Genomic DNA, 21,365 nt, shown 5'->3' with positions numbered 1-21,365 from the left:
ACGAAGTTAATATGTCATGTTATCATGATACTCTGATAACGTATTAGCGAACTAAAGCACACGGCGATGTGTCAACGATGGGGGATAAAAGAGATGAAGAAAAATGCACTTTTAGTTTTATTTTTGATCATGGTCGTTGCAGCTTTATCAGGCTGCTCGTCTTCTGGGAGTAAGGATGGAAAGCTGGTAATTGGGATTGATGATAAGTTCGCTCCGATGGGCTTTAGAGATGAGAACAACGAAATTGTTGGGTTTGATATCGACTATGCTAGAGCTGCAGCTGAGAAAATGGGCGAAGAAATCACTTTTCAGCCTATTGACTGGTCAGCTAAGGAGTCGGAACTGAATAGTGGCCGGATTGATATGATTTGGAATGGTTATACGATCACAGATGAACGTAAGGAAAAGGTATTATTCACTAAGCCTTATCTTGAGAATAGCCAGGTAGTAGTCGTATTAGCGGATTCCTCTATTTCGGAGCTTAAGGATTTGGATGGTAAAGAGGTAGGGCTTCAAAGTCTTTCCTCTGCTGCCGATGCTTTAAATGCTAATCCGATTAAAGACCAAATTGCTAATCTATCGGAATTTCCGGATAATGTGCTAGCGCTCACAGATTTGAAGACTAAGCGTCTGGACGGTGTAGTCATTGATGAAGTGGTGGCTAGATATTATATGTCAAAAGAGCCTAATACCTTTAAGCTGCTAGATGAATCGCTTGCTCCTGAGCAGTATGGTATTGGAATTAAGAAAGGCAATGAGGCACTGCTGGAAGAACTTCAAAAGGCTTTGGATGAAATGAACAACGACGGAACGGCTGAGAAGATCTCTACGAAGTGGTTTGGTGAGAATAAGGTATTGAAATAGAAGGTCAATATAGAGAGATTATTGGAGAAATGAAAATGGATTATATTATACAAATTTCCGGGCCGATGTTAGAAGGCGCACGTACAACTGTTTTATTGTTCCTTATTGTTATTTTGGTGTCGATTCCGCTCGGCTTCCTTGTCACTTTGATGGCGAAGAGTGTGATCAAACCCTTGGCATGGATTGCTCATACTTACATCTATGTCATGCGGGGAACACCACTTTTACTGCAATTGCTATTTTTTTGTTTTGGATTGCCGCAGATTCCGGTGATTGGACAATATCTGGTCATGGACCGCTTCGTTGCGGCGAGTCTTGGGTTTATTCTTAACTATGGGGCATATTTCGCAGAGATCTTTCGTGGTGGCATGCTCTCCATTGATAAAGGGCAGCATGAAGCGGCCAAAGTACTCGGACTGAGTAAATGGCAAACGCTGCGCAAAGTAATTCTAGCTCAAATGTTCAGGGTTGCTTTGCCGGCTGTGGCTAATGAATCGATTTCCTTGGTCAAAGATACGGCTCTACTATATGCCGTTGCTGTGCCTGAGCTACTGAACTATGCCAAAACAGCAGTAAATCGAGACTTTACTGTAACCCCTTTTGTAGTGGCGGGAGTGATTTACTTACTGATGACGCTGGTGCTCACTTTATTCTTCAAAGCACTGGAGAAACGTTTCAAATTCGAGTAGAGGGACTGTCTGAATATGAGTAGCATGATAGAAGTGAATGATTTAGAGAAATCCTTCGGCAATTTGGATGTGTTGAAGAAGGTTAGTTTCAATATCGCGGCAGGTGAAGCCGTCGCTGTTATCGGGCCTTCCGGTTCAGGTAAGAGTACGATGCTGCGTAGTCTAGTACATCTGGAGGAAGTTACAGGCGGAAGCATCGTTATCCAAGGCAAGCCGCTCGTAGAGAATGGAAAATACGTTAGTGGAGCAAGTATTCGTGAGATCACGTCGTCCATGGGCATGGTGTTTCAACACTTTAACCTATTTCCACACCTAACGGTGCGAGGCAATCTAGAGCTAGCTCCAAGGATGTTGAAACGGGAGAGCGTGAAGGAGATAACGGCTAGAAGCAGAGACTTGCTCTCTAAAGTAGGTCTTGCTGAAAAAGCGGATGTGTATCCTGCAAAGCTGTCAGGTGGACAGAAGCAGCGGGTTGCCATCGCGAGGGCGTTAATGCTGAATCCGGATATTTTATTGTTCGATGAACCCACTTCCGCGCTTGATCCTGAACTCACTGGCGAAGTACTACGTGTCATCCGTCAACTTGCCGAGGAGAATATGACAATGATTGTTGTCACTCATGAAATGAACTTTGCTCGTGATGTTGCCGATCGTGTGATTTTCATGGACAACGGTGAGATCACAGAGTCTGGAACACCATCGCAGATTTTTGATCATCCACAGCAGGAACGAACTCGGGTTTTTCTGAGTAAAGAGTCGAGATTGTAAATATTTTAGGCTAATAAAGTGTCTATTAATGAGAACAAGTCCCCACAGTGTTTTATAGCTGGGGGATTTTTTGCGTTGACATAAAGATTAAACTGTATTAATAATAGTAGTGCAGATAATACACATCATTATGGATATAGTGCAAAATAGTGGAAGGAGACAGGTTATGTTCGAATTGGATGTTCGTAGTCGCAAACCGATTTATGAACAGCTGACCGATAAGGTCAAGGAAATGATTCTGCATGGTATTTTGCAGACAGATGAACAACTACCTTCGGTAAGGACGTTATCCCAACAGCTAACCGTGAATCCCAATACGATTCAGAAGGCTTATCGTGAATTAGAACGTGAAGGGTATATCTATTCATTGCAGGGGAAAGGCAGCTTTGTAGCTCCGATGAAAAAAGAACAAAATGAGACCAAAAAAGCTGAGGTCCGAGATGCGTTGCTCAGACTGATGGCGGAAGCGGTATACCTTGGATTCACCGCAGCTGAGATTAGTTCATTGTATAAGCAAGTGGAGAAGCAGAGAGAAGGAGGGAAGAGTGATGATTGAGATTCGAGGAGTCATCAAGTTATTTCAAGGAGAGAAGGCAGTCGACGATATCTCTTTAACGGTACATAAAGGAACAATTTATGGGCTGCTCGGGTCCAATGGCGCGGGTAAAACTACGTTACTGAAGACCTTGGCAGGCATTTACTCTCCAGATAAGGGGACCGTAAAGGTGGATGGTGAAGTGGTATTCGAACACCCGAAGACCAAGCAACGGGTTATTTTTATGCCGGATTCTCCGTACTTTTTCCCGCAATCTACAATGCTACAAATGGCAGCCTTCTATCGCTCGATCTATCCGAGCTGGAATCAGAAGCGTTTTGAAGATTTAGGAACCGTGTTTCAACTCGACAAGAAGCGTAAGCTTAGTCGTTTCTCCAAAGGGATGCAGCGACAAGCGTCATTCTGGTTATGTTTGAGCTGTATGCCGGATGTGCTTATTATGGATGAGCCGATTGACGGGTTAGATCCGGTAATGCGACGCCAGATCAAAAACCTGCTATTTCAGGAGGTTGCTGAACGCGAGCTGACGGTAATCATCTCTTCACATAATCTTCGTGAGATCGAGGATTTATGTGATCATGTCGGGATTATGCATGGTGGGAAGATGCTGATTGAGAAGGATCTGGATGATCTGAAGGCGGATACACATAAGATTCAAGTGGCGTTCCAAGATGAACGGCATGAAATTCCGTTAGCAGCGAAGCTGCAAATTCTGCATCAAGAGCGCCGGGGAAGCGTGAACCTGTATATAGTAAAAGGGGATCGTGAGCGAATCAAAGCGGCTTTTCAAGTGTACGAGCCATACGTATTCGATTTGCTTCCATTGACATTAGAAGAGATCTTTATTTATGAGATGGGGGATGTCGGATATGACGCGCAGCCATTACTACTTTAATAGCAGTATTTTTCGCCAGAACTTCCGCCAGCATGGCTGGATAGGGATTATATATGCACTTGGCTTATTGTTCGCACTTCCATTGCAACTCTTCATGAGCAACAATCCGAACGCAAAGCCGCAGGAAATTGATCATTTATTTCTTATAACTGGTAGTGTGCAATCCTTGTTTATCATTACGATCCCTGTTGCCGCAGGACTATTCTTATTCCGATACCTTCAGGCGAAATCACCCGCAGATCTTTGGCATAGCCTGCCTTTACGCAGAGAGCATTTATTTACAGCTCATCTGACAAGTGGACTTACCTTACTGTTGGTGCCGGTTTGGTTAACTGCTGGGGTGGTTGCGGTAGTTAAGCCATGGAGTGGGAGTTTTTATATTTTTCAAGGCGCTGATATTTGGCACTGGTGTATCACGGTTAGTATTCTGACTTTGTTCCTCTTCTGCTTTAGTATTTTTGTGGGGATATGTACAGGTCAATCTATTCTACAGGGGATTATTGTTTATATTTTGCTTATTCTTCCTGTTGTACTGATCTCATTAATCAATAGCCATTTAGTCATGTATCTTTATGGTTATGCAAATGCAAATGTAAACTTACGTGATTCTAGTTTGCAGATATGGTCTCCGTTTGTTCATATTGTATATTATTTTACCGGCAAACCATTTACCAATACAGAATTGTGGATTTATGGAGTATTGTCACTTTTATTTATTGGATTGTCCTACCTGTTATACCGTAAACGTAATACGGAAAAAGCGGGTCAGGCTATTGCTTTTGGATATTTCAATCCACTTTTTAAAGCAGGGGTTATGTTATGCTCCATGCTTATTGCCGGGAATTATTTTGCACAAATGAAACAACAGCAAATGGGCTGGGTGATTAGTGGATATGCCATCGGAGCCATCATTGGTTATGTTGCTGCGGAAATGATTATTCGGAAAACCTGGCAGATTATGACGCGTAAAGTGTTAGCCGAGTTTGCAGTTTATGCAGTAATGTTGGGATTACTTCTGTATATCCCGGTATCAAGTGTTACTGGGTATGAAGCTAGAGTACCTTCCGGTGATAAGATTAGTGGTGTGTATATGGGATCTAACTACCGGTTGTATACCCCGACGGATGATTTGTACACTACACCCTATATGGGACAGAATCCTTTTTCGGATGATAAAGATTATATAGAGGCGGTCCGTAAACTTCACCAAGCAGTAATTATAGGACGTCCAGAACATACCTCACAACAATACGTTTATGAATATTTTACTCTCGCCTATCAATTGGAGAACGGCGATAAGCTAGTGAGGGAATACTGGATTCCTAACAAGGGGTTCGAAGCAGAACTCAAGGCGGTTAAGGATACCGAAGCTTACAAGAATGAAAAGTATAATTTAGCTCTCTTAGACAAAGACCTGGATTATATGTGGGTTACTAACAGGAATAAAAAAGTAGCCATCTCTGATCCCGGGGAAATTTCAGAGCTAAAGGAGATTATCAAACGTGAGATTTTGAATATGTCCTACGAAGTGCAGATAGATAAGGACGGAAAACCTGAGGTGGCTAATATCCAAGTAGAGGTAAAGGTAAAAGAGAACAGATATCAAGTTTCTACAGATTATGGTTATTATTATCCGTGGAAGTCTTCTTTCCATGAGTTAGATAAATGGATGGTCGAAAAAGGGTATGCTGATAAAGTACGAACAGCCGCTGAAGATATACAATCGGCAGAGATTGTAAAAGACGACTTTATGGATAAGCAAACACCTAAGAATCCTACGAGTCCTGAACAAAGATTAGTGCTTGCACGTGAAAAGAATCGTACAGTTGTTACGAAGGATAAGGCACTATTAACGGATATTTTGGATCATCGTTTCAATTATGAAGTTGAAAATGGGAACTATATTGTGAAATTGCTTTATAAGGAGGGGTATAGCGATTTCGTAATGTTAAAAGAATCGGATATGACGCCTGAATTGAAGGTATTACTGAAATAAGGTAAGAATAAGGAGAGTAGAAGATTACAGAAAAAGACTACTGGTTGACAGAAACTGGATAGTTGGATTATGCTTTTGGAGATATGTTAAGGATGAAATGGAACTGAGTAAATATAATTTGACTAGGGGGTAAGGACAGATGAATAACAATATGAATAATCAGCTATCGTATAATGTGTATCCATATTTGCGTCCATCTGTTATCTTGGCTTACAGGTCAGCCTCAGAACCAGTATATGCGTTTCCGGTGAAATTACATCGCTGTATTAACCGGTAAGGAGTTCTGTATTTAGGTGAAGCCCGGCCATGGACGATGGAGTCCATGGTCTTTTTTTGCATATTTAGAGGTTAAAAGGGAGGAAATGAGATGGTAGAAATACATCAATCGATCATTCAGCAGCTGCGAGCAATTGAATCTGAAGAACATGTCCGCATCTTGTATGCGTGTGAATCAGGCAGTAGGGCTTGGGGATTTCCATCCAAGGATAGTGATTATGATGTTAGATTCCTATACATACGGCGACCTGAGGCGTACTTATCCATTTTTGAGCAGAGGGATGTAATAGAGCGGCCGATCAGTGACATGCTTGATATTAACGGTTGGGACTTGAAGAAGGGGCTTAATCTATTTCGGAAATCTAATCCGCCTCTGCTGGAATGGCTAGAATCACCGATTCGCTATGAAGAAAAATACGCTGTAGCGCAAAGCCTCCGCGGACTCACGCCACAAAGCTTTTCGCCAAAATCATTCATTTACCATTATTTGAACATGGCGCGGGGAAATTACCGGGATTATCTGCAAGGCAGCGAGGTCAAAATTAAGAAATATTTTTATGTGTTAAGACCACTCTTAGCATGCGCTTGGATTGAAAAATATAACGAAGTGCCACCGCTCGATTTTAACGTGCTTGTGCAGGATTTGATTCCACAAAGTTCAGAATTACAGGAAACTGTGCAGAACCTGTTATCTCGTAAAATGTCCGGTGTTGAACTAAATCTAGAGCCGCGCTTGGCTGTGATCAATATGTACATGGAGGATCGAATTGCTCATTACGAGAAGATTGCTTCTGCTTTTGAACAGAGTGTTGGTGTTATGGATGAAGCGTTAGATGTCTTGTTCCGATCAGCACTAATAGAGGTCTGGGGAGAAACGGGGCAGTGGAGCTGGTAAATCTGCAGTTCAATAATGGTTAAGGAGAGATGAAGATTATGCATTTAATTATCAAGGCAACGGGTTCAGGGGCGGGGATGTTGTCCCATCTACTGGCCAAAAACCCGCATAATTTATATGACAGGAGCGACAAAGAAGCTAGAGTGCGCATTGTATTCACTGCAGCTTCCGACGAAGAGACAGAGGCCGTTATCTATGTTACTCCAGATCCAATTGCTCTGGTCAAAGGAAGTGCTGCTCATAATGACATCACACAATATATTAATGATCGGGAGTTTGTTACGAGCAGCCGGTTCTGCTCCTATATCCGTCCAGCGCTAGGTACAGCACTTAACGGAAAGCCTAAGGAAGCAATTCTACCTTGGGTAGATCACAAATTTCAATTGGAGCTGTCCTTTGGACCGGTAGCATCGAACCTGCCTGATCACACGATTGAGGAACTGTTTCAAGCGCTTGGTTACGAGCTTGAGCTTGAAAGAGGAGATGCAGTGTATTCTTTTGTTTTAAAGAGCCGCAGTTCAGCTCGATATATTAGACTGCGCGGAAAACAGACGCTGCAAATGGCCCTTCGTCAATTGTTCATTCTGATTCCGGCACTGGATGATGATAAGCATTATTTTATTAGTGATGATGAGATCGAAAAAATTAAGCGGTACGGAGAGGGCTGGCTGGATAGTCATCCGTTACGTGGGTTAATTCTCAAGCGATCACTACGATTTGCTAATCTTATTAAGCAATTTGATGCTGAGGAATCCGCCAATTCTCCTGAAGAAGTAGCTATAACTCCTGCCGAGGTTTTAGCTGAGCCTAGAGTTAGATTAAACGATCTGCGTTATGCGGCGATTGCGGAAACGGTAGAAGGATTGGCTTTCAGGAGTAGCATTGTTGATTTTGGTTCCGGTGAAGGGAAACTTTCTGCAAGACTTGGGAGTGTTCCGGGTGTTAAGCAGATATGGGCGGTTGAACCTTCCGCAAACTCACAGCTGCGGGCAATGGATCGTTTCTCGAAGCTTCAAGATAGGGTGGGAGTTATAGTTCCAACACCAGTTACAGGTTCTTTGTTCTACTTTGATGAATCGCTGCGAAACAAGGATATTATGATTCTATGTGAGGTTATTGAGCATATCGACGAGTATAGGTTGGCTCGAGTGATGGAGACCATTCTTGCGGAATATTGTCCTAAGGTATTAATTCTAACTACACCGAACAAGGAGTATAACGAGGTGTATGAGATGGATTCGGAAGAAATGCGGCATAGTGATCACCGATTTGAATGGGGACGAGCAGAGTTCTCCGAGTGGTGTATGCGCTGGACGAGCTCCTTTGATTATTCGGTTGATATTAAAGGGATTGGCGAAATTTCTGACACTTTTGGATACCCGACACAGATGGCGATATTTAGTAGGGAGGATGCGTTGTAATGACTATAGAAGAGCAAAAAGAAAAGCAGCGAACCGTTCCTTTTCCGCATGCAGGAATTATTGTATTGGTCGGTCCCTCCAATAGTGGAAAGACCACTTTGCTGCGTAGATTAGTGGATGAAGGAACACTGCTACAGACTGAAATCGTCTCATCGGATGATTACCGTACCATGCTTGGCGACACTGATTTTATGGATTGGAAGAATCGTCCCCGCGAGGAAGCGGATATTATTTTTAATGATTATCAGTTGCTCTCGAGTTTAGCATTTGAAGCAATGAATTCAGTGATTGCCGTGCGCTGTCGACTAGGAAAGCTGACGGTGGTAGATGCTACACATCTGCAAGCGGAATATCGTAAGCAATATTTAGAATTAGCAGATAAGTATAATGTTCCATGTATGGCTTGGGTGCTCGATGTTCCAGAGGAAACGCTGCTGCAGCGGGATATTCAGCGTGAGCATCCACGCGGCCGCCAGCGGGTCAAACAACAATACGGACAGTTTAAGCGTTCGCTGCGGAGTGTTAAGGATGAGGGTTTCGCTTCGACTTATTTTTTAAATAATTCTGAAGAAGTGCTTTTTGAGCGTAAGCAGAACCCGCTTTGGGTTGAAATCGGCTCAGGGCTTGATATTATCGGTGACATTCATGGTTGTTATGAAGAGATGATTGAGCTGCTCGAAAGATTGGAATATAAGGAAGACGAGCAAGGGTTGTACAAACACCCCGAGGGTAGGCAGTTAATTTCTGTGGGGGATGTGATGAGCCGGGGCCCGGAATCGCTGAAGACAATGAGGTTTTGGAAAAAGCATGTAGATGCTGGAATCGCCCGTATGATCGACAGTAACCATGGCTGGAAAATCGCCCGCTATCTAGCTGGCCGCAAAGTTACATTAAATCACGGGGACGAGAATATCGCCGCTGAGCTGGAGTTATTTGCGCTAGAAGCAGGCGAAGAGGAAGCGAAAAGGCTTAGGGATGAACTTAAACAGTTTCTGTTGTCCGCGCCTAGTCACTTGTTGTTTGGTCATAATGGCGTGCGACGGGTGGTAGTTACCCATGCAGGAATTCGCGATGAATATATCGGCAAACAGTCCAAGCGGATTCAGGATTTCTGCCGATACGGGGACACTGATGGTATGGACGGCAAGGGTGCTCCTGTCAGGAAAGAATGGTATGTCGAACACGAATCTGGAGAGATCATCGTTTGGGGGCATGATCCTAGACCGTCCCCTACAGTGGTGAAAAATACAGTGAACATCGACCAAGGTGCTGTTTTTGGTGGCTCATTAACTGCGTACCGTTATCCTGAACAAAAATTTGTTAGTGTTAAAGCGAAGCGCGATTATGCAGGTGACCCAGATAGTCCGTTAATTCGTTGGGAGCGGGGGCGGTTCTCACCACCTAACCTGCGTAAATTCGTGGAGGGCTACTCAGTTCAAACTGACCTTTATGGTGAGTTAACTGTGCGCAGAGAGTTCGTTAAAGCAGCGATAGATACGGTCTCGCACTTTACGGTTCCACTAGAGGAACTGGTGTATATTCCGCCGACCATGAGTCCGCCACCTTCAGTGTCTATAGATAAGAACTATCTGGAGCATCCGCGTGAAGCTTTTGCTTATTTCCGCGCACAAGGTGTTAAGACAATGATTGCGGAGAAAAAACATATGGGCAGCCGGGCCATCCTATTGTTATTCCGGGATGAAGAGGCGGCATTATCGTATGTGGGTAGACCGACGTTAGGTACGATTTATACACGTACAGGCCGAGCTTTTTTTGACAGGGATACTGAATCTGAAGTGTTACGTAGGCTGAACGCGGATCTCGTACGGGCGAATTATTTTGCGAAAAATAACACGGATTTGCTGCTCCTAGATGCGGAGATCGTACCGTGGAACTTGAAAGCACGTGAGCTAATTTCCTCACAGTATGCCCATGTAGCTGAAGCTGCTTTGCTGGATCGGGAGCATCTTTTGGAGAAGCTGCATGAGGCTGAAAGATTAGGGCGAGATGTTGCCTCGTGGATAATGGAAATGGAGGAGAAGCTTCAGAATGCTCATCTTTTTAAGGAAGCCTTCCAAAAGTATTGCTGGGATGTCAGTGGATTAGAGGGGATAAAGATTGCCCCCTTCCACACTCTTGCGCATAGCGGACAGACTTTCTTTGAACACAGTCATCTTTGGCATATGGAGCATAATCGTGAATTAGCTGAGTTATCACCTTTTTTTATGGAGACTGAATACCGTACAGTTTGTAATGAAGCTGACGAGGAACAGGTGATCCGCTGGTGGGAAGAGATGACGGAGGACGGGCATGAAGGGATTGTCATCAAGCCGGAAACCTTTATAACACGTAATGGAGGTAAACTGGTTCAACCCGCACTTAAGGTGAGAGGACGTAAATATCTGCATATTATCTATGGGATAGATTATTTACATCCGGACAATCTTGTACGCCTCAAGCAGCGCAAAACAAGCAAAAAAGAGCGCCATGCTTTGATGGAATGTGCACTAAGCCGGGAATCGGTGGAACGCTTTATTCGTAAAGAGCCGATAGAACGAGTGCACGAATGTGTGCTTGCCGCGTTGTCGCTGGAGTCTGATCCGGTTGATCCTCGGCTGTAGAATAATAGAAATGAGTAGTGAATTGAGGTTGCGAGAAGCAGCGATTTGAAATCGAAGGAGACCGAATCAAAGCCCGGTACGGGCATAGTCATACCAGAATCGCTTATGAGCCGGGTAATCCACCACCTTCGCTATATCACGGAACCCATCCTGGTGTGCTTTCTGCTATTTTGGAAGAGGGACTCCAATCAATGGGACGCCAATATGTTCATTTGTCTGAAGGGACTCATTTTGCCAGTCTGGCCGGAAGTCGGAGAGGGAAATTGATACTGCTGACTGTTGATACGATTAGCGCTGGTCAAATGGGTGTAACCTTTTATTATGCGGGTAATGAGGTATGGTTGGCGGATCCTATTCCACCTTCCTGTCTTAATGTGTATAACCCATAAATTACCACTAGATCGTCGTTTGGTTAGGAGGCAGAATCACATGGATGGAATCTCAGATCACCTAGATCACGGATTACAGATTGTATTTATTGGTTTTAACCCGAGTATTCGTTCTGGTGAGGTAGGGCACCACTACGCGAATCCGCGAAATAATTTCTGGAGAATCCTACAACAGTCGGGACTTACTCCTCGCTTGTATGATGCTTCTGAAGACGGAGAGCTACTTAAGCTGGGATACGGATTTACGAATATTGTGGCTCGACCTACACGAGGTATCGATGATATTACCCGTGAGGAATATAATGAGGGCCGCGAATTGCTTCGCTCCAAGCTGGAGTTATATCGTCCACAGGTCGCCTGCTTCGTAGGAAAAGGTGTATATACAGAGTTTAGTCGTAGAACGAAAGCTAACTGGGGATTCCAAGGGGATGTACCTCCGAAGGTAGATGGTGTGCGTGAATTTGTAGCTCCCTCATCCAGTGGATTAGTGAGGATGCCAATGGAGGAGATCGTCGGGATTTACCGTAGGTTAGCTGAGTTTACGCAAGAAAGCGACAGATGAGATGATATGTTTGGATGCTTAGCATCAAACAAGAAACGAGCAAGTCTCCGTATTGGAAACTTGCTCGTTTTTATTACTTCAATGGACTAGTCGATGAGATTGCTCTTGTACGGCACTAATTCGCAAATAATACATCAAGTCTCGATCAGCAATAGAATGATAGAGGATAAGGATAGACAAACGCTGATCAAGCATAACACGGCAACGACTTGCTTTTGGCTCAGACCTGCACGGAGCAGGCGGTAATGAGCCTGGGTAGCGTCGGCCTGATAAATGGACTTGCCTTGAATGAAGCGTTTGACGACGACAAAAATATTGTCGAAGATCGGAACGCCAAGCGCCAGAATCGGGATGAACAGCGACAGTGCTGTGGCTTGCTTAAACGCGCCGTCGAGTGCTATTACCGCAAGAATGAAGCCGAGAAAGGTTGCCCCGGCGTCGCCCATGAAGATCTTGGCAGGCGGTTTGTTATAGCGTAGATAAGCAATGGTGACACCGACGAGCGCAATCGCCATAATCGCAGAAGAGGATTGCCCCTTAGTTAATGCGACAATAAATAGTGTTATGGCTGAAATAGCAGTTAAGGCGCCAGCCAAACCATCCATACCATCCGAGAAGTTAATGACAGTTGTTACACCGAAGATCCAGATAATCGTCAATAGAAACTGTAATACAACGGGAAGAACGATATAATCCCCAGAGAAGGGGTTGTAGAATCCGGTAAATGCATTACCTGAAAGATAAACAAGAACAGCTGCACTAACCTGAACAATCATTTTAGGTAGCGCTGGGAAGTCTTTGCCCTTTGTTTTGTACCAGTCATCTATGGTGCCTATGGTCAGCAGCAGTACACCCCCTGCAAACAGTGCGACTGTCTCCATGGAGAATTCACGGGCAAATACCAGATAAGTTATGAAGAATCCGATGAATATAGCGTAACTGGCCGTAAGCGGTATGGGTTCTCTATGAATTTTACGCTCAACATCTTGACGAGGCTTGTCCACAAAATCAAGTCGGAAAGCTAGTCTGCCGAGCGGCGGAATTAGAAAGTATACGATAGAAAAAGACATTAGAAAGGATAAAACGTATAATATGACGCTCACCACCGTTTTCTTTTTAAAATAACACAGTTCGCTTAAAACTACCTTAAAAAAGTAAATTTTTGTCGTCTGACTGATAAGTTGACTTGATTGTATCACTGTAGTACCTTTTTGAGAAAAGAGTTTTGGGGGATATTATGAAATACGACGTTATTTTATTTGATGCCGACGATACACTGTTTGATTACGGAATGGCAGAAAGTCACGCGCTATCTAACGCATTTCTACACTTTGGGATGCCCACAGGTGCAGAGGATTATGCTGCCAGTTATCAGGAGATAAATCATGCACTGTGGCGGGATTTGGAGCAAGGGAAGGTTAGTTCAGCGGCATTACGTGTGGAACGGTTTAATCGGTTATTTACTGCGAATGCGCTGGAGCTAGATCCTAATGCATTTAGTGAAACGTATCTACGTTTCTTAGGCGAAGGAACCTTTCTGATTCAGGGAGCGATTGAGTTGTGCGGGGAGCTTGCGGGCTGCCGACTGGCCATCATTACGAACGGAATTAAGGAAGTGCAGACTTCCAGAATCCAAGGATCACCGCTTAGAGAAACATTTGAGCAGATCATTATTTCAGAGGAGGCCGGTTGTCAGAAGCCGGAGACAGGGATTTTTGATTATGCTTTTGCCAAATTGGGGATTTCGGATAAGGAAAGAGTACTGATTGTAGGTGACTCCTTAACCTCTGATATTCAAGGCGGAATCAATTATGGGATCGATACCTGTTGGTTCAACCCGCTTGGTAAGGAGAACACGTCGGGTGTTCAACCGAAATATGAAATTCGAAGCCTATCCGAGCTATTAGACATTGTAGGGGAAGACAGCTAATCTTTAATATATAAAATAAGGTGTGAGCGCATAAGCGACTCACACCTTTTATTATATGAACTGAAGAATAATCTTACTGACGAGTATCCAGCGGTTTAAGATAAGCTTCGATTTGCTCACGCTTTGATTCCAGAAAAGGTGGCAAGGCAAGGGATTCGCCTAGACTTTCCATCGGTTCATCAGTAGCAAATCCGGGTCCGTCAGTAGCCAGTTCAAAAAGAATACCGTTAGGCTCACGGAAATAAAGGGAGCGGAAGTAGAAACGATCCACGAATCCGGAGTTAGGAAGCTGAGCTGTGCGAATATGCTCGATCCACTGCTTTAATTCCTCCTCGTTATTCACGCGGAATGCGACATGGTGCACACCACCTCGTCCCAAATGCTCCTGATCTAGATCATTACGTTCCTCCAGATGAACCTCAGCGCCCGATCCACCTTCTCCAGTCTCGAATACAATCACATCTGGCCGGCCCGTTACCGTTGAAGGATAAGTGCCTTTGCGGCGGAAGCCAAGCAATTGCTCCAGTACTACCGCTGTATGCTCTGCACTTTCAACAGTAAGATGTCGGGACCTAGACCAACAATTCCATACTCAGCGGGTACCGGGCTTTTAGCCCAAGGGATGCCGCCGGCAACACCAATATCATTTTCGTCGGATACTAGAATGAAACGTTGCCCTTCGTGATCGCGGAAGGCTAAAGTCTGGCGACCACCGAGTGTTTGAATCGTTCCATGCTCTACGTTAAGCTCAGTGAAGCGCTGCTCCCAATAGGTAAGTGCGTTATCGTTCGGTACTCGTAGTGAAAGGGCTGAAATACTGTTATTCCCTTCACGATTGCGTCCGGCCATTGGGAGTTCGAAGAAAGTTAATTCGGTTCCGGGATTGCCCTTCTCATCCCCATAGAATAAATGATACACTGAAATATCATCCTGATTTACTGTTTTTTTAATGAGGCGCAGTCCTAGTACTTCTGTGTAGAACTTGAAGTTCTCTTGTGCCTTGCCTGTAATAGCTGATACATGGTGAAGTCCTTTTAATGTTAAACTCATGGTAATTACCTCCGTGTAATGCTTATTGTGAGCGAGTTGTATTATTAATGATGGGAATTTAGTGAGTATTATTAAGTTGCTATAATTTTAATAGTGAATTGCGGTTTTTGCAAGTAGAGATTTAGGTTTCGCAAAATCTAATCCATACATAAGGAGAGCGTACAATGCACACAACGACTAGCTTGATGAAACAATTGCAGGAACTTAAGCTTGATCCACACGGAACCATTCTGGTCCACTCCTCATTAAAAAGCATTGGGGAAGTAGATGGAGGCGCGAACACGGTGCTGGATGTGCTCAGTGAATATATGAAGGACGGGCTGCTTGTTTTGCCAACTCATACATGGGCATATATTAATGCAGATAATCCGCGGTTCTCTGTTCAAGATTCCCCATCTTGTGTAGGTATATTACCGGAGTTGTTCCGTAAACGTCCAGGCGTTGTTCGCTCTTGGCATCCGACGCATTCTGTAGCGGCTTTAGGTGCAGATGCTGAGGAATTCACTATGGGGGATGAACGCTGGGATACGCCGTGCGCCCGTGGTTCAGCGTGGGGCAAGCTGTTTGATCGGAAGGCGGAAATTGTACTGCTGGGTGTCGATCTTCGGCGGAATACGTTCATTCACGGGATCGAAGAGTGGGTGGATATTCCGGGTAGAATGACAGATAGTCATGAAGAGCTGTATACGATAACACCAGATGGTGATGGAATTATGGTACCTTCGCGCAGACACTGTGGTCTCTCGTGGTCAGAGCATTTTTGGAAAGTGGAACGTGAGCTTGAAGAAGGCGGTGCAATGCGTAAGGGGAATTTCGGAGATGCGCTGGTTAGGGTGTGTGGGGCGCTAGAAACGACGAATATTCTAAGTCAGATGTTGAAGGTAAATCCGGATCTTTTCTCGGATAATGAGCCACTGCATGGTGAGGCCAAACCAGATCCGCTTCCAAAGACTAGGCGTGAACAACCTTAGAATAGGCTAATAGGATTGCGATAAAACATTTTTCAAACTGCACAATCTGGAAGCCGCTATCAATGTATGGTATATTAATCTCACTAAAACATAGTAAGGAGATTGGAAATGGAAAAAACTTTGGTTTTTGGACACAAAAATCCGGATACGGATACCATTTGTTCTGCAATTGCTTATGCTGCACTCAAAAAGGAATTGGGCTGGGATGCTGAGGCCGTTCGTCTGGGTGACGTTAGTGGTGAAACGCAATTTGCGCTTGACCATTTCGAAGTAGCCGCTCCTCGTCTGGTAGAGAACGTGGCTGGTGAAGCAAATCAGGTTATTCTTGTTGACCATAATGAACGTCAACAAAGCGCAAATGACATTGATCAAGTGCGTGTGATTGAAGTTATCGACCATCACCGGATCGCAAACTTTGAGACCGCACATCCGTTATACTATCGTGCTGAGCCAGTTGGCTGTACAGCTACTATTCTTAACAAGTTGTATAAAGAAAACGGCGTTGCTATCCCTAAAGAAATCGCCGGATTGATGCTGTCTGCGATCATTTCTGATTCCTTGCTGTTTAAATCACCAACTTGCACAGCAGAAGATGTAGCTGCTGCACGCGAGCTTGCTGAAATCGCTGGTGTAGATGCAGAAAGCTACGGTCTCGACATGCTGAAAGCTGGCGCTGATCTTAGCGACAAGAGTATCGCTCAACTGATCTCCTTGGATGCTAAGGAATTCAAAATGGGTGCATACAAAGTCGAAATCGCTCAAGTAAATGCAGTGGATGTTAATGATGTTCTCTCCAAACAAGCTGAACTGGAAACAGCACTTACTGCCATTATAAATGAAAAAGAATTGGATCTGTTCCTGTTCGTAGTTACAGATATCCTCAATAACGATTCTGTTGGTCTGGCTTTGGGCCGTGTTGCAGGTGCAGTAGAATTGGCGTACAACGTGAAGCTTGATGACAATAAAGCACTTCTCAGAGGTGTAGTATCCCGCAAATCACAAATCGTACCTGTTCTTACAGAGACGATTGCTAAGCTGTAACGCATTTTGATAATTGCACGCTATTCTGTGCAGTAGCATTCATATAAGAGCCACGTCATCCATTAGAAGATATGATGGTGACGTGGTTCTTTTTGTTTTACGACGCATTCTGCTACAATATTTTGAGAGGTAAGCGTAATAACCAACATATGGAATATAACAAAGAGACAGGGGATATTAAGAATGGAATTGTTTGCAGCATTGGAGCGGGACGATTACGAGGAACTGTTATTTTGTCAGGATAAAGCATCAGGATTAAAGGCCATCATCGCTATTCATGACACGACATTAGGACCCGCACTGGGTGGAACACGGATGTGGACCTATGCTACAGAAGAGGCAGCGATTGTTGACGCGCTTCGATTAGCGAAAGGGATGACGTACAAAAATGCAGTATCCGGCCTAAATTTAGGCGGTGGAAAAACAGTGATTATAGGAGATCCCAAGAAGGATAAGAACGAAGCTATGTTCCGTGCTTTTGGAAGATACATACAAGGCTTGAATGGACGCTATATAACAGCCGAGGATGTAGGCACAACTGAAGAGGATATGAACATAATCTATCAGGAGACAGATTATGTTACAGGTACATCACCTACATACGGTTCCTCGGGCAATCCTTCACCAGCTACGGCTTACGGCGTATATCAAGGGATGAAGGCAGCGGCCAAAGCGGCATTTGGCAGTGATTCGCTAGAAGGGAAGACTGTAGCCGTTCAAGGCGTTGGGAACGTGGCTTTTTCGCTGTGCAAGCATCTTCATGAAGAGGGCGCTCAGCTTATTGTAACCGATATTCATAAAGAAGCTGTGGGGCGCGCAGTAGAGGCTTATGGTGCCAAAGCCGTCGATCCCGCAGATATTATCAGTACAGACTGTGATATCTATGCTCCATGCGCACTCGGAGCAACGATCAATGATGAGTCCCTAAGGGTAATTAAAGCGAAGGTGATCGCAGGTGCAGCCAACAATCAGTTAAAAGAGGCCTATCATGGTGATACTCTTCACGAAATGGGCATTGTGTATGCTCCTGATTATGTGATTAATGCTGGTGGCGTTATTAATATCGCGGATGAACTGAATGGATATAATAAGGAGCGTGCGTTTAAGCAGGTTTCAAAAATTTACGATAACATCACCCGTGTGCTAGAGATCTCACGTCTAAACGGAATTCCTACTTCTGTCGCTGCAAATCAGCTTGCAGAGGAACGGATATCCTTGTTAAGAAATACTCGTAGTACTTTCCTGCGTAACGGTCAACATGCACTTAGCAGAAGATCACTACGGGGATAAGTGGCAAAGGCACTTTAATTAGTCTTTCACAAGCAAAAACGCCTTCGGCTTCCCTAAAGGACGGTAAGCGTTTATGGGAGATATAAGGATAATGTATAGTGTGTAACTTATACTTTCATATATTTCAAAAAAACTCGGCATTCCCTCCGAATTACTTTTCGGGTGGGAGCTTGCCGAGTTTTTTTATTATTGTACTTTTTGCGGTTCTGGGTAAGTGACGCCCAGTGTGTCGACGGTTACTTTCTTCATCACTGGTGGCTCTTCCGGACGATCTGAACTGTCTCTTTTCAAGCCAACAATGGATTTAACTACTTCCATGCCTTCAGTAACTTTACCAAAAGCGGCATAGCTTCCATCTAGACTAGGGTATGCTGCATCCATAATAAAGAATTGGGAACCGGCAGAATCTGGAGCCTGCGATCTTGCCATGGACAGAACACCTTCCGTATGCAACAGGTTATTCGTAAACCCGTTTCCCGAGAATTCTCCAGCGATACTATACCCTGGGCCACCCATACCTGTACCATCAGGGTCACCGCCCTGAATCATGAAGTCAGGAATTACTCTATGGAATATGGTACCGTCATAAAATCCTTTTTGAATCAGTGAGATGAAGTTATTCACAGTGTTAGGGGCAACTTCAGGATAAAGCTCAGCTTTGATGATGCCTCCATTATCCATCTCAATAGTCACTACGGGGTGGCTTGCTGTAGCTGAAGGAAGTCCTTCGTTAGCCCCAGGATTTGTCTCATTACTTGCGTTATTTCCTGCTGCGCCACTGCTGCTTCCATTATTACTACTGGCATTGTTATTGGTAGGCTTATTACCGCAACCTGCTGCAATAACCATCACCAGGCATAACATGACCATTAGGATAGCAGATCTTGCTCGTGTAGACTTCACTAATCAATCTCTCCTTTTTTCTTGAATAATCTCGTAGGTACTTCTCATAATAACCTCTTTGTCCCTTTACATGCAAAGGTCAGTTGTGACATGTGGGATTGGCACATCCTCCAAAGAGGTTTACAATAATAGGAATGTTTCCAAGAGGACATCAAGAAAGGAAGTGTAGATCATGCGCTTTTCATGGAAACGGAACTTGATCGTGCTTTGGGTGGGTGTCTTTTTTTGTAGTACGGCGTATTCGATCTCTATTCCGTTCCTCTCTATTTTTTTGAGTGACGAGCTTGGGGTTACGAATCATTTGGAAATTTGGTCAGGGGTTAGTTTTGGTATAACCTTTCTAGCCAGCGCTTTAATATCTCCTTACTGGGGTTCCCTCGCCGACAAATACGGTCGGAAGCCAATGCTTATTCGTTCGGGCTTTAGTTTGGCAGCCTTATATCTAATTAATTACTTCGTGCATGATCCTTACGTCTTTCTGATCGTGCGCGTACTGCAAGGGTTGCTTGCTGGATTTGTTCCCGCTGCAATTGCCATGGTGGCTACGAACACACCTGAGGATAAGACCGGTTATGCGCTGAGTATTATGTCTACAGCCGGAGCAACAGGCAGTATCATTGGTCCATTGATCGGCGGTGTAGTAAGTTTTTACACAAGTAATCGGGTTGCCTTTTTATTCTCAGCAGGTATCGTACTTGTTTCGGCGCTTATCGCTACTTTCTTTGCTAAAGAGGAGAACTTTGACCGATCGGCTCCGAGGTCTCATGTAAGTGATGATATCAAGGAAGCGAGAAGTAATCGCGCATTTATGACTTTGCTATCGCTGGCGGGGATTAGTACCTTTTCTGTTATGATTCTGGAGCCGCTTATTCCGATACATTTGCTAGACATGGGAATCGCCAAAAGCAGCGCCTCACTAAGCTCAGGAATTGTATTCTCAGCTGTGGGTATCGCTACTGTGCTAATGGCTCCACAGTGGGGGAGAATCGGAAGCCGTAAGGGCTTCGGGATGATCTTGTTCATTGGTTTAATCGGTGGAGGTATCGGTAATATTCTGCAGTTCTTTGTTACGGGGTATGTGGAATTCGCTATTCTTCGTTTTGCCTACGGTTTGTTCTATGCAGGTGTGCTTCCATCTGTAAATGCAATGATTGTACAAGTGATTGAGCCCGGATTTCGCGGACGTGCTTTTGGTCTCAATCAAGCGGCATCTCAACTCGCGACAATGGCCGGACCTATTATAGGTGGCTTACTTGGGGCATTTATCCAGATTCGCTGGGTGTTTGTGATTAATGGGGTGATGCTGCTTGTAGCAGCGGTATTGGTGAAGACCCGCAAGCTGGATGCTCAAATCGCAGCAGCGCGTTCAGCAGAATAACGAATAGTGCTACAAAAGTCCTTACTGAGGCTAGCACTCGTGTTGGAAAACAAATAAAGCCGCCGGATCCTGATATGCTCCCATCATAGTAGACAGTAGAAAAAACAAAAACTTCTACTGCTACAATGATGGGAGTTTTTCTAATGTCTAAAAGAAGTCCAGCATCTTTAGAAATAAAATTACATGTCGTACGGTTGTGCCTTGAGCACAAGTCAAATCCAAACTATGAGGCAAAACAGCTATCTCTTAGTCCATACACGGTCAGAGAATGGATCAGGAAATATACAGCAGATGGTTTGGACGGGTTGAAGGAATCAAGAACATGGAAAACATACTTAAAGGAATTGAAACTTGCTGCTGTTAACGCTGTGATGTCTGGTCATTGCTCCGTAGAAGAGGCGACAAAGAAGTATCGTATTTCGAGTAGAAGTGTTTTGGGGAAATGGATTACCAAGTATACTAATGAGATAGAATTGAAACCTACACATAAAGGAAAAGGACTATCTCATATGAACAAAGGACGTAAAACAACTTTCGAAGAACGGATTGAAATTGCACACAATATACCATCGCTAATGGATTGGATTATCAGAAAGCGATTGAAAAATACGGTGTATCTTATCAGCAAGTTTACGCATGGGTTCGGAAATATCAAGCTGGCCGTGAGGAGGCTCTTCAGGACAATCGAGGTCGCAAAAAGCCTGTAGAAGAGCTAGAGGAGCATGAACGTCTTCAGCTACGGATTAAAGAGCTAGAAGCGCGAAATGAATACCTAGAGATGGAGAATGACTTCGCAAAAAAGTTGGCGGAGATCAAGCGACGAAATACACGCTAACCCTTGTTCGGCAAGTAAACTTGTATCAAGCGATT

Annotated in this window: 19 protein-coding genes and 3 pseudogenes; 19 read left to right on the top strand and 3 right to left on the bottom strand. The window is 44.2% G+C overall.

The window, feature by feature from the left end; all coding sequences use genetic code 11:
• Positions 1-93 precede the first annotated feature (93 nt).
• From UQ64_RS19010 to UQ64_RS18960, 12 genes and pseudogenes are all read left to right on the top strand, one after another.
• Positions 94-864: an amino acid ABC transporter substrate-binding protein gene (locus tag UQ64_RS19010; protein ID WP_060625099.1), complete on the top strand. Its 771-nt coding sequence runs from the start codon at positions 94-96 to the stop codon at positions 862-864.
• A 29-nt stretch (positions 865-893) separates the two neighbouring features.
• Positions 894-1,553, top strand: coding sequence for an amino acid ABC transporter permease (locus UQ64_RS19005; RefSeq protein WP_042124383.1), 660 nt, complete (start codon positions 894-896; stop codon positions 1,551-1,553).
• A 15-nt stretch (positions 1,554-1,568) separates the two neighbouring features.
• Positions 1,569-2,321, top strand: a complete 753-nt coding sequence (locus UQ64_RS19000; protein ID WP_425339605.1) for an amino acid ABC transporter ATP-binding protein — start codon at positions 1,569-1,571, stop codon at positions 2,319-2,321.
• A gap of 166 nt (positions 2,322-2,487) precedes the next feature.
• Positions 2,488-2,877 (top strand): GntR family transcriptional regulator, encoded by a 390-nt coding sequence (locus UQ64_RS18995; RefSeq protein ID WP_060625097.1) that lies wholly within the window; start codon positions 2,488-2,490, stop codon positions 2,875-2,877.
• Positions 2,870-3,772 carry an ABC transporter ATP-binding protein gene (locus UQ64_RS18990; RefSeq protein WP_060625096.1) on the top strand — a complete coding sequence of 301 codons (903 nt, stop codon included), beginning with the start codon at positions 2,870-2,872 and terminating at the stop codon, positions 3,770-3,772. The genes UQ64_RS18995 and UQ64_RS18990 overlap by 8 nt, the downstream gene beginning before the upstream one ends.
• A complete protein-coding gene (locus tag UQ64_RS18985) occupies positions 3,747-5,768 on the top strand; it encodes an ABC transporter permease (protein ID WP_060625095.1) in 2,022 nt (673 codons plus the stop codon). The genes UQ64_RS18990 and UQ64_RS18985 overlap by 26 nt, the downstream gene beginning before the upstream one ends.
• Positions 5,769-5,907: 139 nt before the next feature.
• Positions 5,908-6,045 carry a hypothetical protein gene (locus UQ64_RS30970; RefSeq protein ID WP_156417617.1) on the top strand — a complete coding sequence of 46 codons (138 nt, stop codon included), beginning with the start codon at positions 5,908-5,910 and terminating at the stop codon, positions 6,043-6,045.
• A gap of 90 nt (positions 6,046-6,135) precedes the next feature.
• On the top strand, positions 6,136-6,939 hold the full coding sequence (locus tag UQ64_RS18980; protein ID WP_060625094.1) for a nucleotidyltransferase domain-containing protein: 804 nt from the start codon (positions 6,136-6,138) through the stop codon (positions 6,937-6,939).
• Positions 6,940-6,977: 38 nt separating this feature from the next.
• Positions 6,978-8,360, top strand: coding sequence for a 3' terminal RNA ribose 2'-O-methyltransferase Hen1 (locus UQ64_RS18975; protein WP_060625093.1), 1,383 nt, complete (start codon positions 6,978-6,980; stop codon positions 8,358-8,360).
• A complete protein-coding gene (locus UQ64_RS18970) occupies positions 8,360-10,981 on the top strand; it encodes a polynucleotide kinase-phosphatase (protein WP_060625092.1) in 2,622 nt (873 codons plus the stop codon). Before UQ64_RS18975 ends, UQ64_RS18970 begins: the two co-directional genes overlap by 1 nt.
• Positions 10,982-11,013: 32 nt before the next feature.
• Positions 11,014-11,370 (top strand): annotated as a pseudogene (locus tag UQ64_RS30215) (RNA 2'-phosphotransferase); the annotation flags it as partial.
• Between the two features lie 40 nt (positions 11,371-11,410).
• Positions 11,411-11,932: a mismatch-specific DNA-glycosylase gene (locus UQ64_RS18960; RefSeq protein ID WP_060625090.1), complete on the top strand. Its 522-nt coding sequence runs from the start codon at positions 11,411-11,413 to the stop codon at positions 11,930-11,932.
• Between the two features lie 134 nt (positions 11,933-12,066).
• Here the strand turns inward: UQ64_RS18960 and UQ64_RS18955 are convergent, their stop codons facing one another.
• Entirely contained in the window at positions 12,067-13,002 is a 936-nt protein-coding gene (locus UQ64_RS18955) for an MraY family glycosyltransferase (protein ID WP_042124401.1), read from the bottom strand.
• A gap of 167 nt (positions 13,003-13,169) precedes the next feature.
• Between UQ64_RS18955 and UQ64_RS18950 the strand changes: the two genes are divergently transcribed.
• Positions 13,170-13,862 (top strand): YjjG family noncanonical pyrimidine nucleotidase, encoded by a 693-nt coding sequence (locus UQ64_RS18950; RefSeq protein WP_060625089.1) that lies wholly within the window; start codon positions 13,170-13,172, stop codon positions 13,860-13,862.
• A gap of 73 nt (positions 13,863-13,935) precedes the next feature.
• On the opposite strand, the pseudogene UQ64_RS18945 reads toward UQ64_RS18950, so the two are convergent.
• Positions 13,936-14,912: pseudogene (locus UQ64_RS18945) on the bottom strand (ring-cleaving dioxygenase).
• Positions 14,913-15,076: 164 nt separating this feature from the next.
• Between UQ64_RS18945 and UQ64_RS18940 the strand changes: the two are divergent.
• The 3 genes from UQ64_RS18940 (at position 15,077) to UQ64_RS18930 (ending at position 18,214) form a co-directional block, all read left to right on the top strand.
• A complete protein-coding gene (locus UQ64_RS18940) occupies positions 15,077-15,883 on the top strand; it encodes an AAC(3) family N-acetyltransferase (protein ID WP_060625088.1) in 807 nt (268 codons plus the stop codon).
• A gap of 108 nt (positions 15,884-15,991) precedes the next feature.
• Positions 15,992-16,924: a manganese-dependent inorganic pyrophosphatase gene (locus UQ64_RS18935; RefSeq protein ID WP_060625087.1), complete on the top strand. Its 933-nt coding sequence runs from the start codon at positions 15,992-15,994 to the stop codon at positions 16,922-16,924.
• Positions 16,925-17,107: 183 nt separating this feature from the next.
• Complete coding sequence (locus tag UQ64_RS18930) at positions 17,108-18,214, top strand: Glu/Leu/Phe/Val family dehydrogenase (protein ID WP_060625086.1); 1,107 nt, start codon at positions 17,108-17,110, stop codon at positions 18,212-18,214.
• Between the two features lie 186 nt (positions 18,215-18,400).
• Here UQ64_RS18930 and UQ64_RS18925 read toward each other — a convergent pair whose 3' ends face one another.
• On the bottom strand, positions 18,401-19,117 hold the full coding sequence (locus UQ64_RS18925) for a peptidylprolyl isomerase (RefSeq protein ID WP_425339604.1): 717 nt from the start codon (positions 19,115-19,117) through the stop codon (positions 18,401-18,403).
• A gap of 172 nt (positions 19,118-19,289) precedes the next feature.
• On the opposite strand from UQ64_RS18925, the gene UQ64_RS18920 reads away from it, so the two are divergent.
• From UQ64_RS18920 to UQ64_RS30210, 3 genes and pseudogenes are all read left to right on the top strand, one after another.
• Positions 19,290-20,495 carry an MFS transporter gene (locus tag UQ64_RS18920; protein WP_060625085.1) on the top strand — a complete coding sequence of 402 codons (1,206 nt, stop codon included), beginning with the start codon at positions 19,290-19,292 and terminating at the stop codon, positions 20,493-20,495.
• Between the two features lie 125 nt (positions 20,496-20,620).
• Positions 20,621-20,977 (top strand): annotated as a pseudogene (locus UQ64_RS33090) (IS3-like element ISSth1b family transposase); the annotation flags it as partial.
• Positions 20,978-21,075: 98 nt separating this feature from the next.
• Complete coding sequence (locus tag UQ64_RS30210) at positions 21,076-21,330, top strand: helix-turn-helix domain-containing protein (RefSeq protein ID WP_167348501.1); 255 nt, start codon at positions 21,076-21,078, stop codon at positions 21,328-21,330.
• Positions 21,331-21,365 lie beyond the last annotated feature (35 nt).

Origin of the sequence: Paenibacillus etheri (assembly GCF_001012825.1) — a bacterium.
GTDB classification, from domain to species: Bacteria; Bacillota; Bacilli; order Paenibacillales; family Paenibacillaceae; genus Paenibacillus_AQ; species Paenibacillus_AQ etheri.
The sequence above is the reverse complement of the archived record's forward strand: the minus strand, read 5'-3'. Positions and strand labels throughout refer to the sequence as shown.

Bases quoted from the DNA above. Each gene is read 5' to 3' on its own strand.
- UQ64_RS19010 (WP_060625099.1), top strand. From the start codon at position 94: ATGAAGAAAAATGCACTTTTAGTTTTATTTTTGATCATGGTCGTTGCA.
- UQ64_RS19005 (WP_042124383.1), top strand. From the start codon at position 894: ATGAAAATGGATTATATTATACAAATTTCCGGGCCGATGTTAGAAGGC.
- UQ64_RS19000 (WP_425339605.1), top strand. From the start codon at position 1,569: ATGAGTAGCATGATAGAAGTGAATGATTTAGAGAAATCCTTCGGCAAT.
- UQ64_RS18995 (WP_060625097.1), top strand. From the start codon at position 2,488: ATGTTCGAATTGGATGTTCGTAGTCGCAAACCGATTTATGAACAGCTG.
- UQ64_RS18990 (WP_060625096.1), top strand. From the start codon at position 2,870: ATGATTGAGATTCGAGGAGTCATCAAGTTATTTCAAGGAGAGAAGGCA.
- UQ64_RS18985 (WP_060625095.1), top strand. From the start codon at position 3,747: ATGACGCGCAGCCATTACTACTTTAATAGCAGTATTTTTCGCCAGAAC.
- UQ64_RS30970 (WP_156417617.1), top strand. From the start codon at position 5,908: ATGAATAACAATATGAATAATCAGCTATCGTATAATGTGTATCCATAT.
- UQ64_RS18980 (WP_060625094.1), top strand. From the start codon at position 6,136: ATGGTAGAAATACATCAATCGATCATTCAGCAGCTGCGAGCAATTGAA.
- UQ64_RS18975 (WP_060625093.1), top strand. From the start codon at position 6,978: ATGCATTTAATTATCAAGGCAACGGGTTCAGGGGCGGGGATGTTGTCC.
- UQ64_RS18970 (WP_060625092.1), top strand. From the start codon at position 8,360: ATGACTATAGAAGAGCAAAAAGAAAAGCAGCGAACCGTTCCTTTTCCG.
- UQ64_RS18960 (WP_060625090.1), top strand. From the start codon at position 11,411: ATGGATGGAATCTCAGATCACCTAGATCACGGATTACAGATTGTATTT.
- UQ64_RS18955 (WP_042124401.1), bottom strand. From the start codon at position 13,002: ATGTCTTTTTCTATCGTATACTTTCTAATTCCGCCGCTCGGCAGACTA.
- UQ64_RS18950 (WP_060625089.1), top strand. From the start codon at position 13,170: ATGAAATACGACGTTATTTTATTTGATGCCGACGATACACTGTTTGAT.
- UQ64_RS18940 (WP_060625088.1), top strand. From the start codon at position 15,077: ATGCACACAACGACTAGCTTGATGAAACAATTGCAGGAACTTAAGCTT.
- UQ64_RS18935 (WP_060625087.1), top strand. From the start codon at position 15,992: ATGGAAAAAACTTTGGTTTTTGGACACAAAAATCCGGATACGGATACC.
- UQ64_RS18930 (WP_060625086.1), top strand. From the start codon at position 17,108: ATGGAATTGTTTGCAGCATTGGAGCGGGACGATTACGAGGAACTGTTA.
- UQ64_RS18920 (WP_060625085.1), top strand. From the start codon at position 19,290: ATGCGCTTTTCATGGAAACGGAACTTGATCGTGCTTTGGGTGGGTGTC.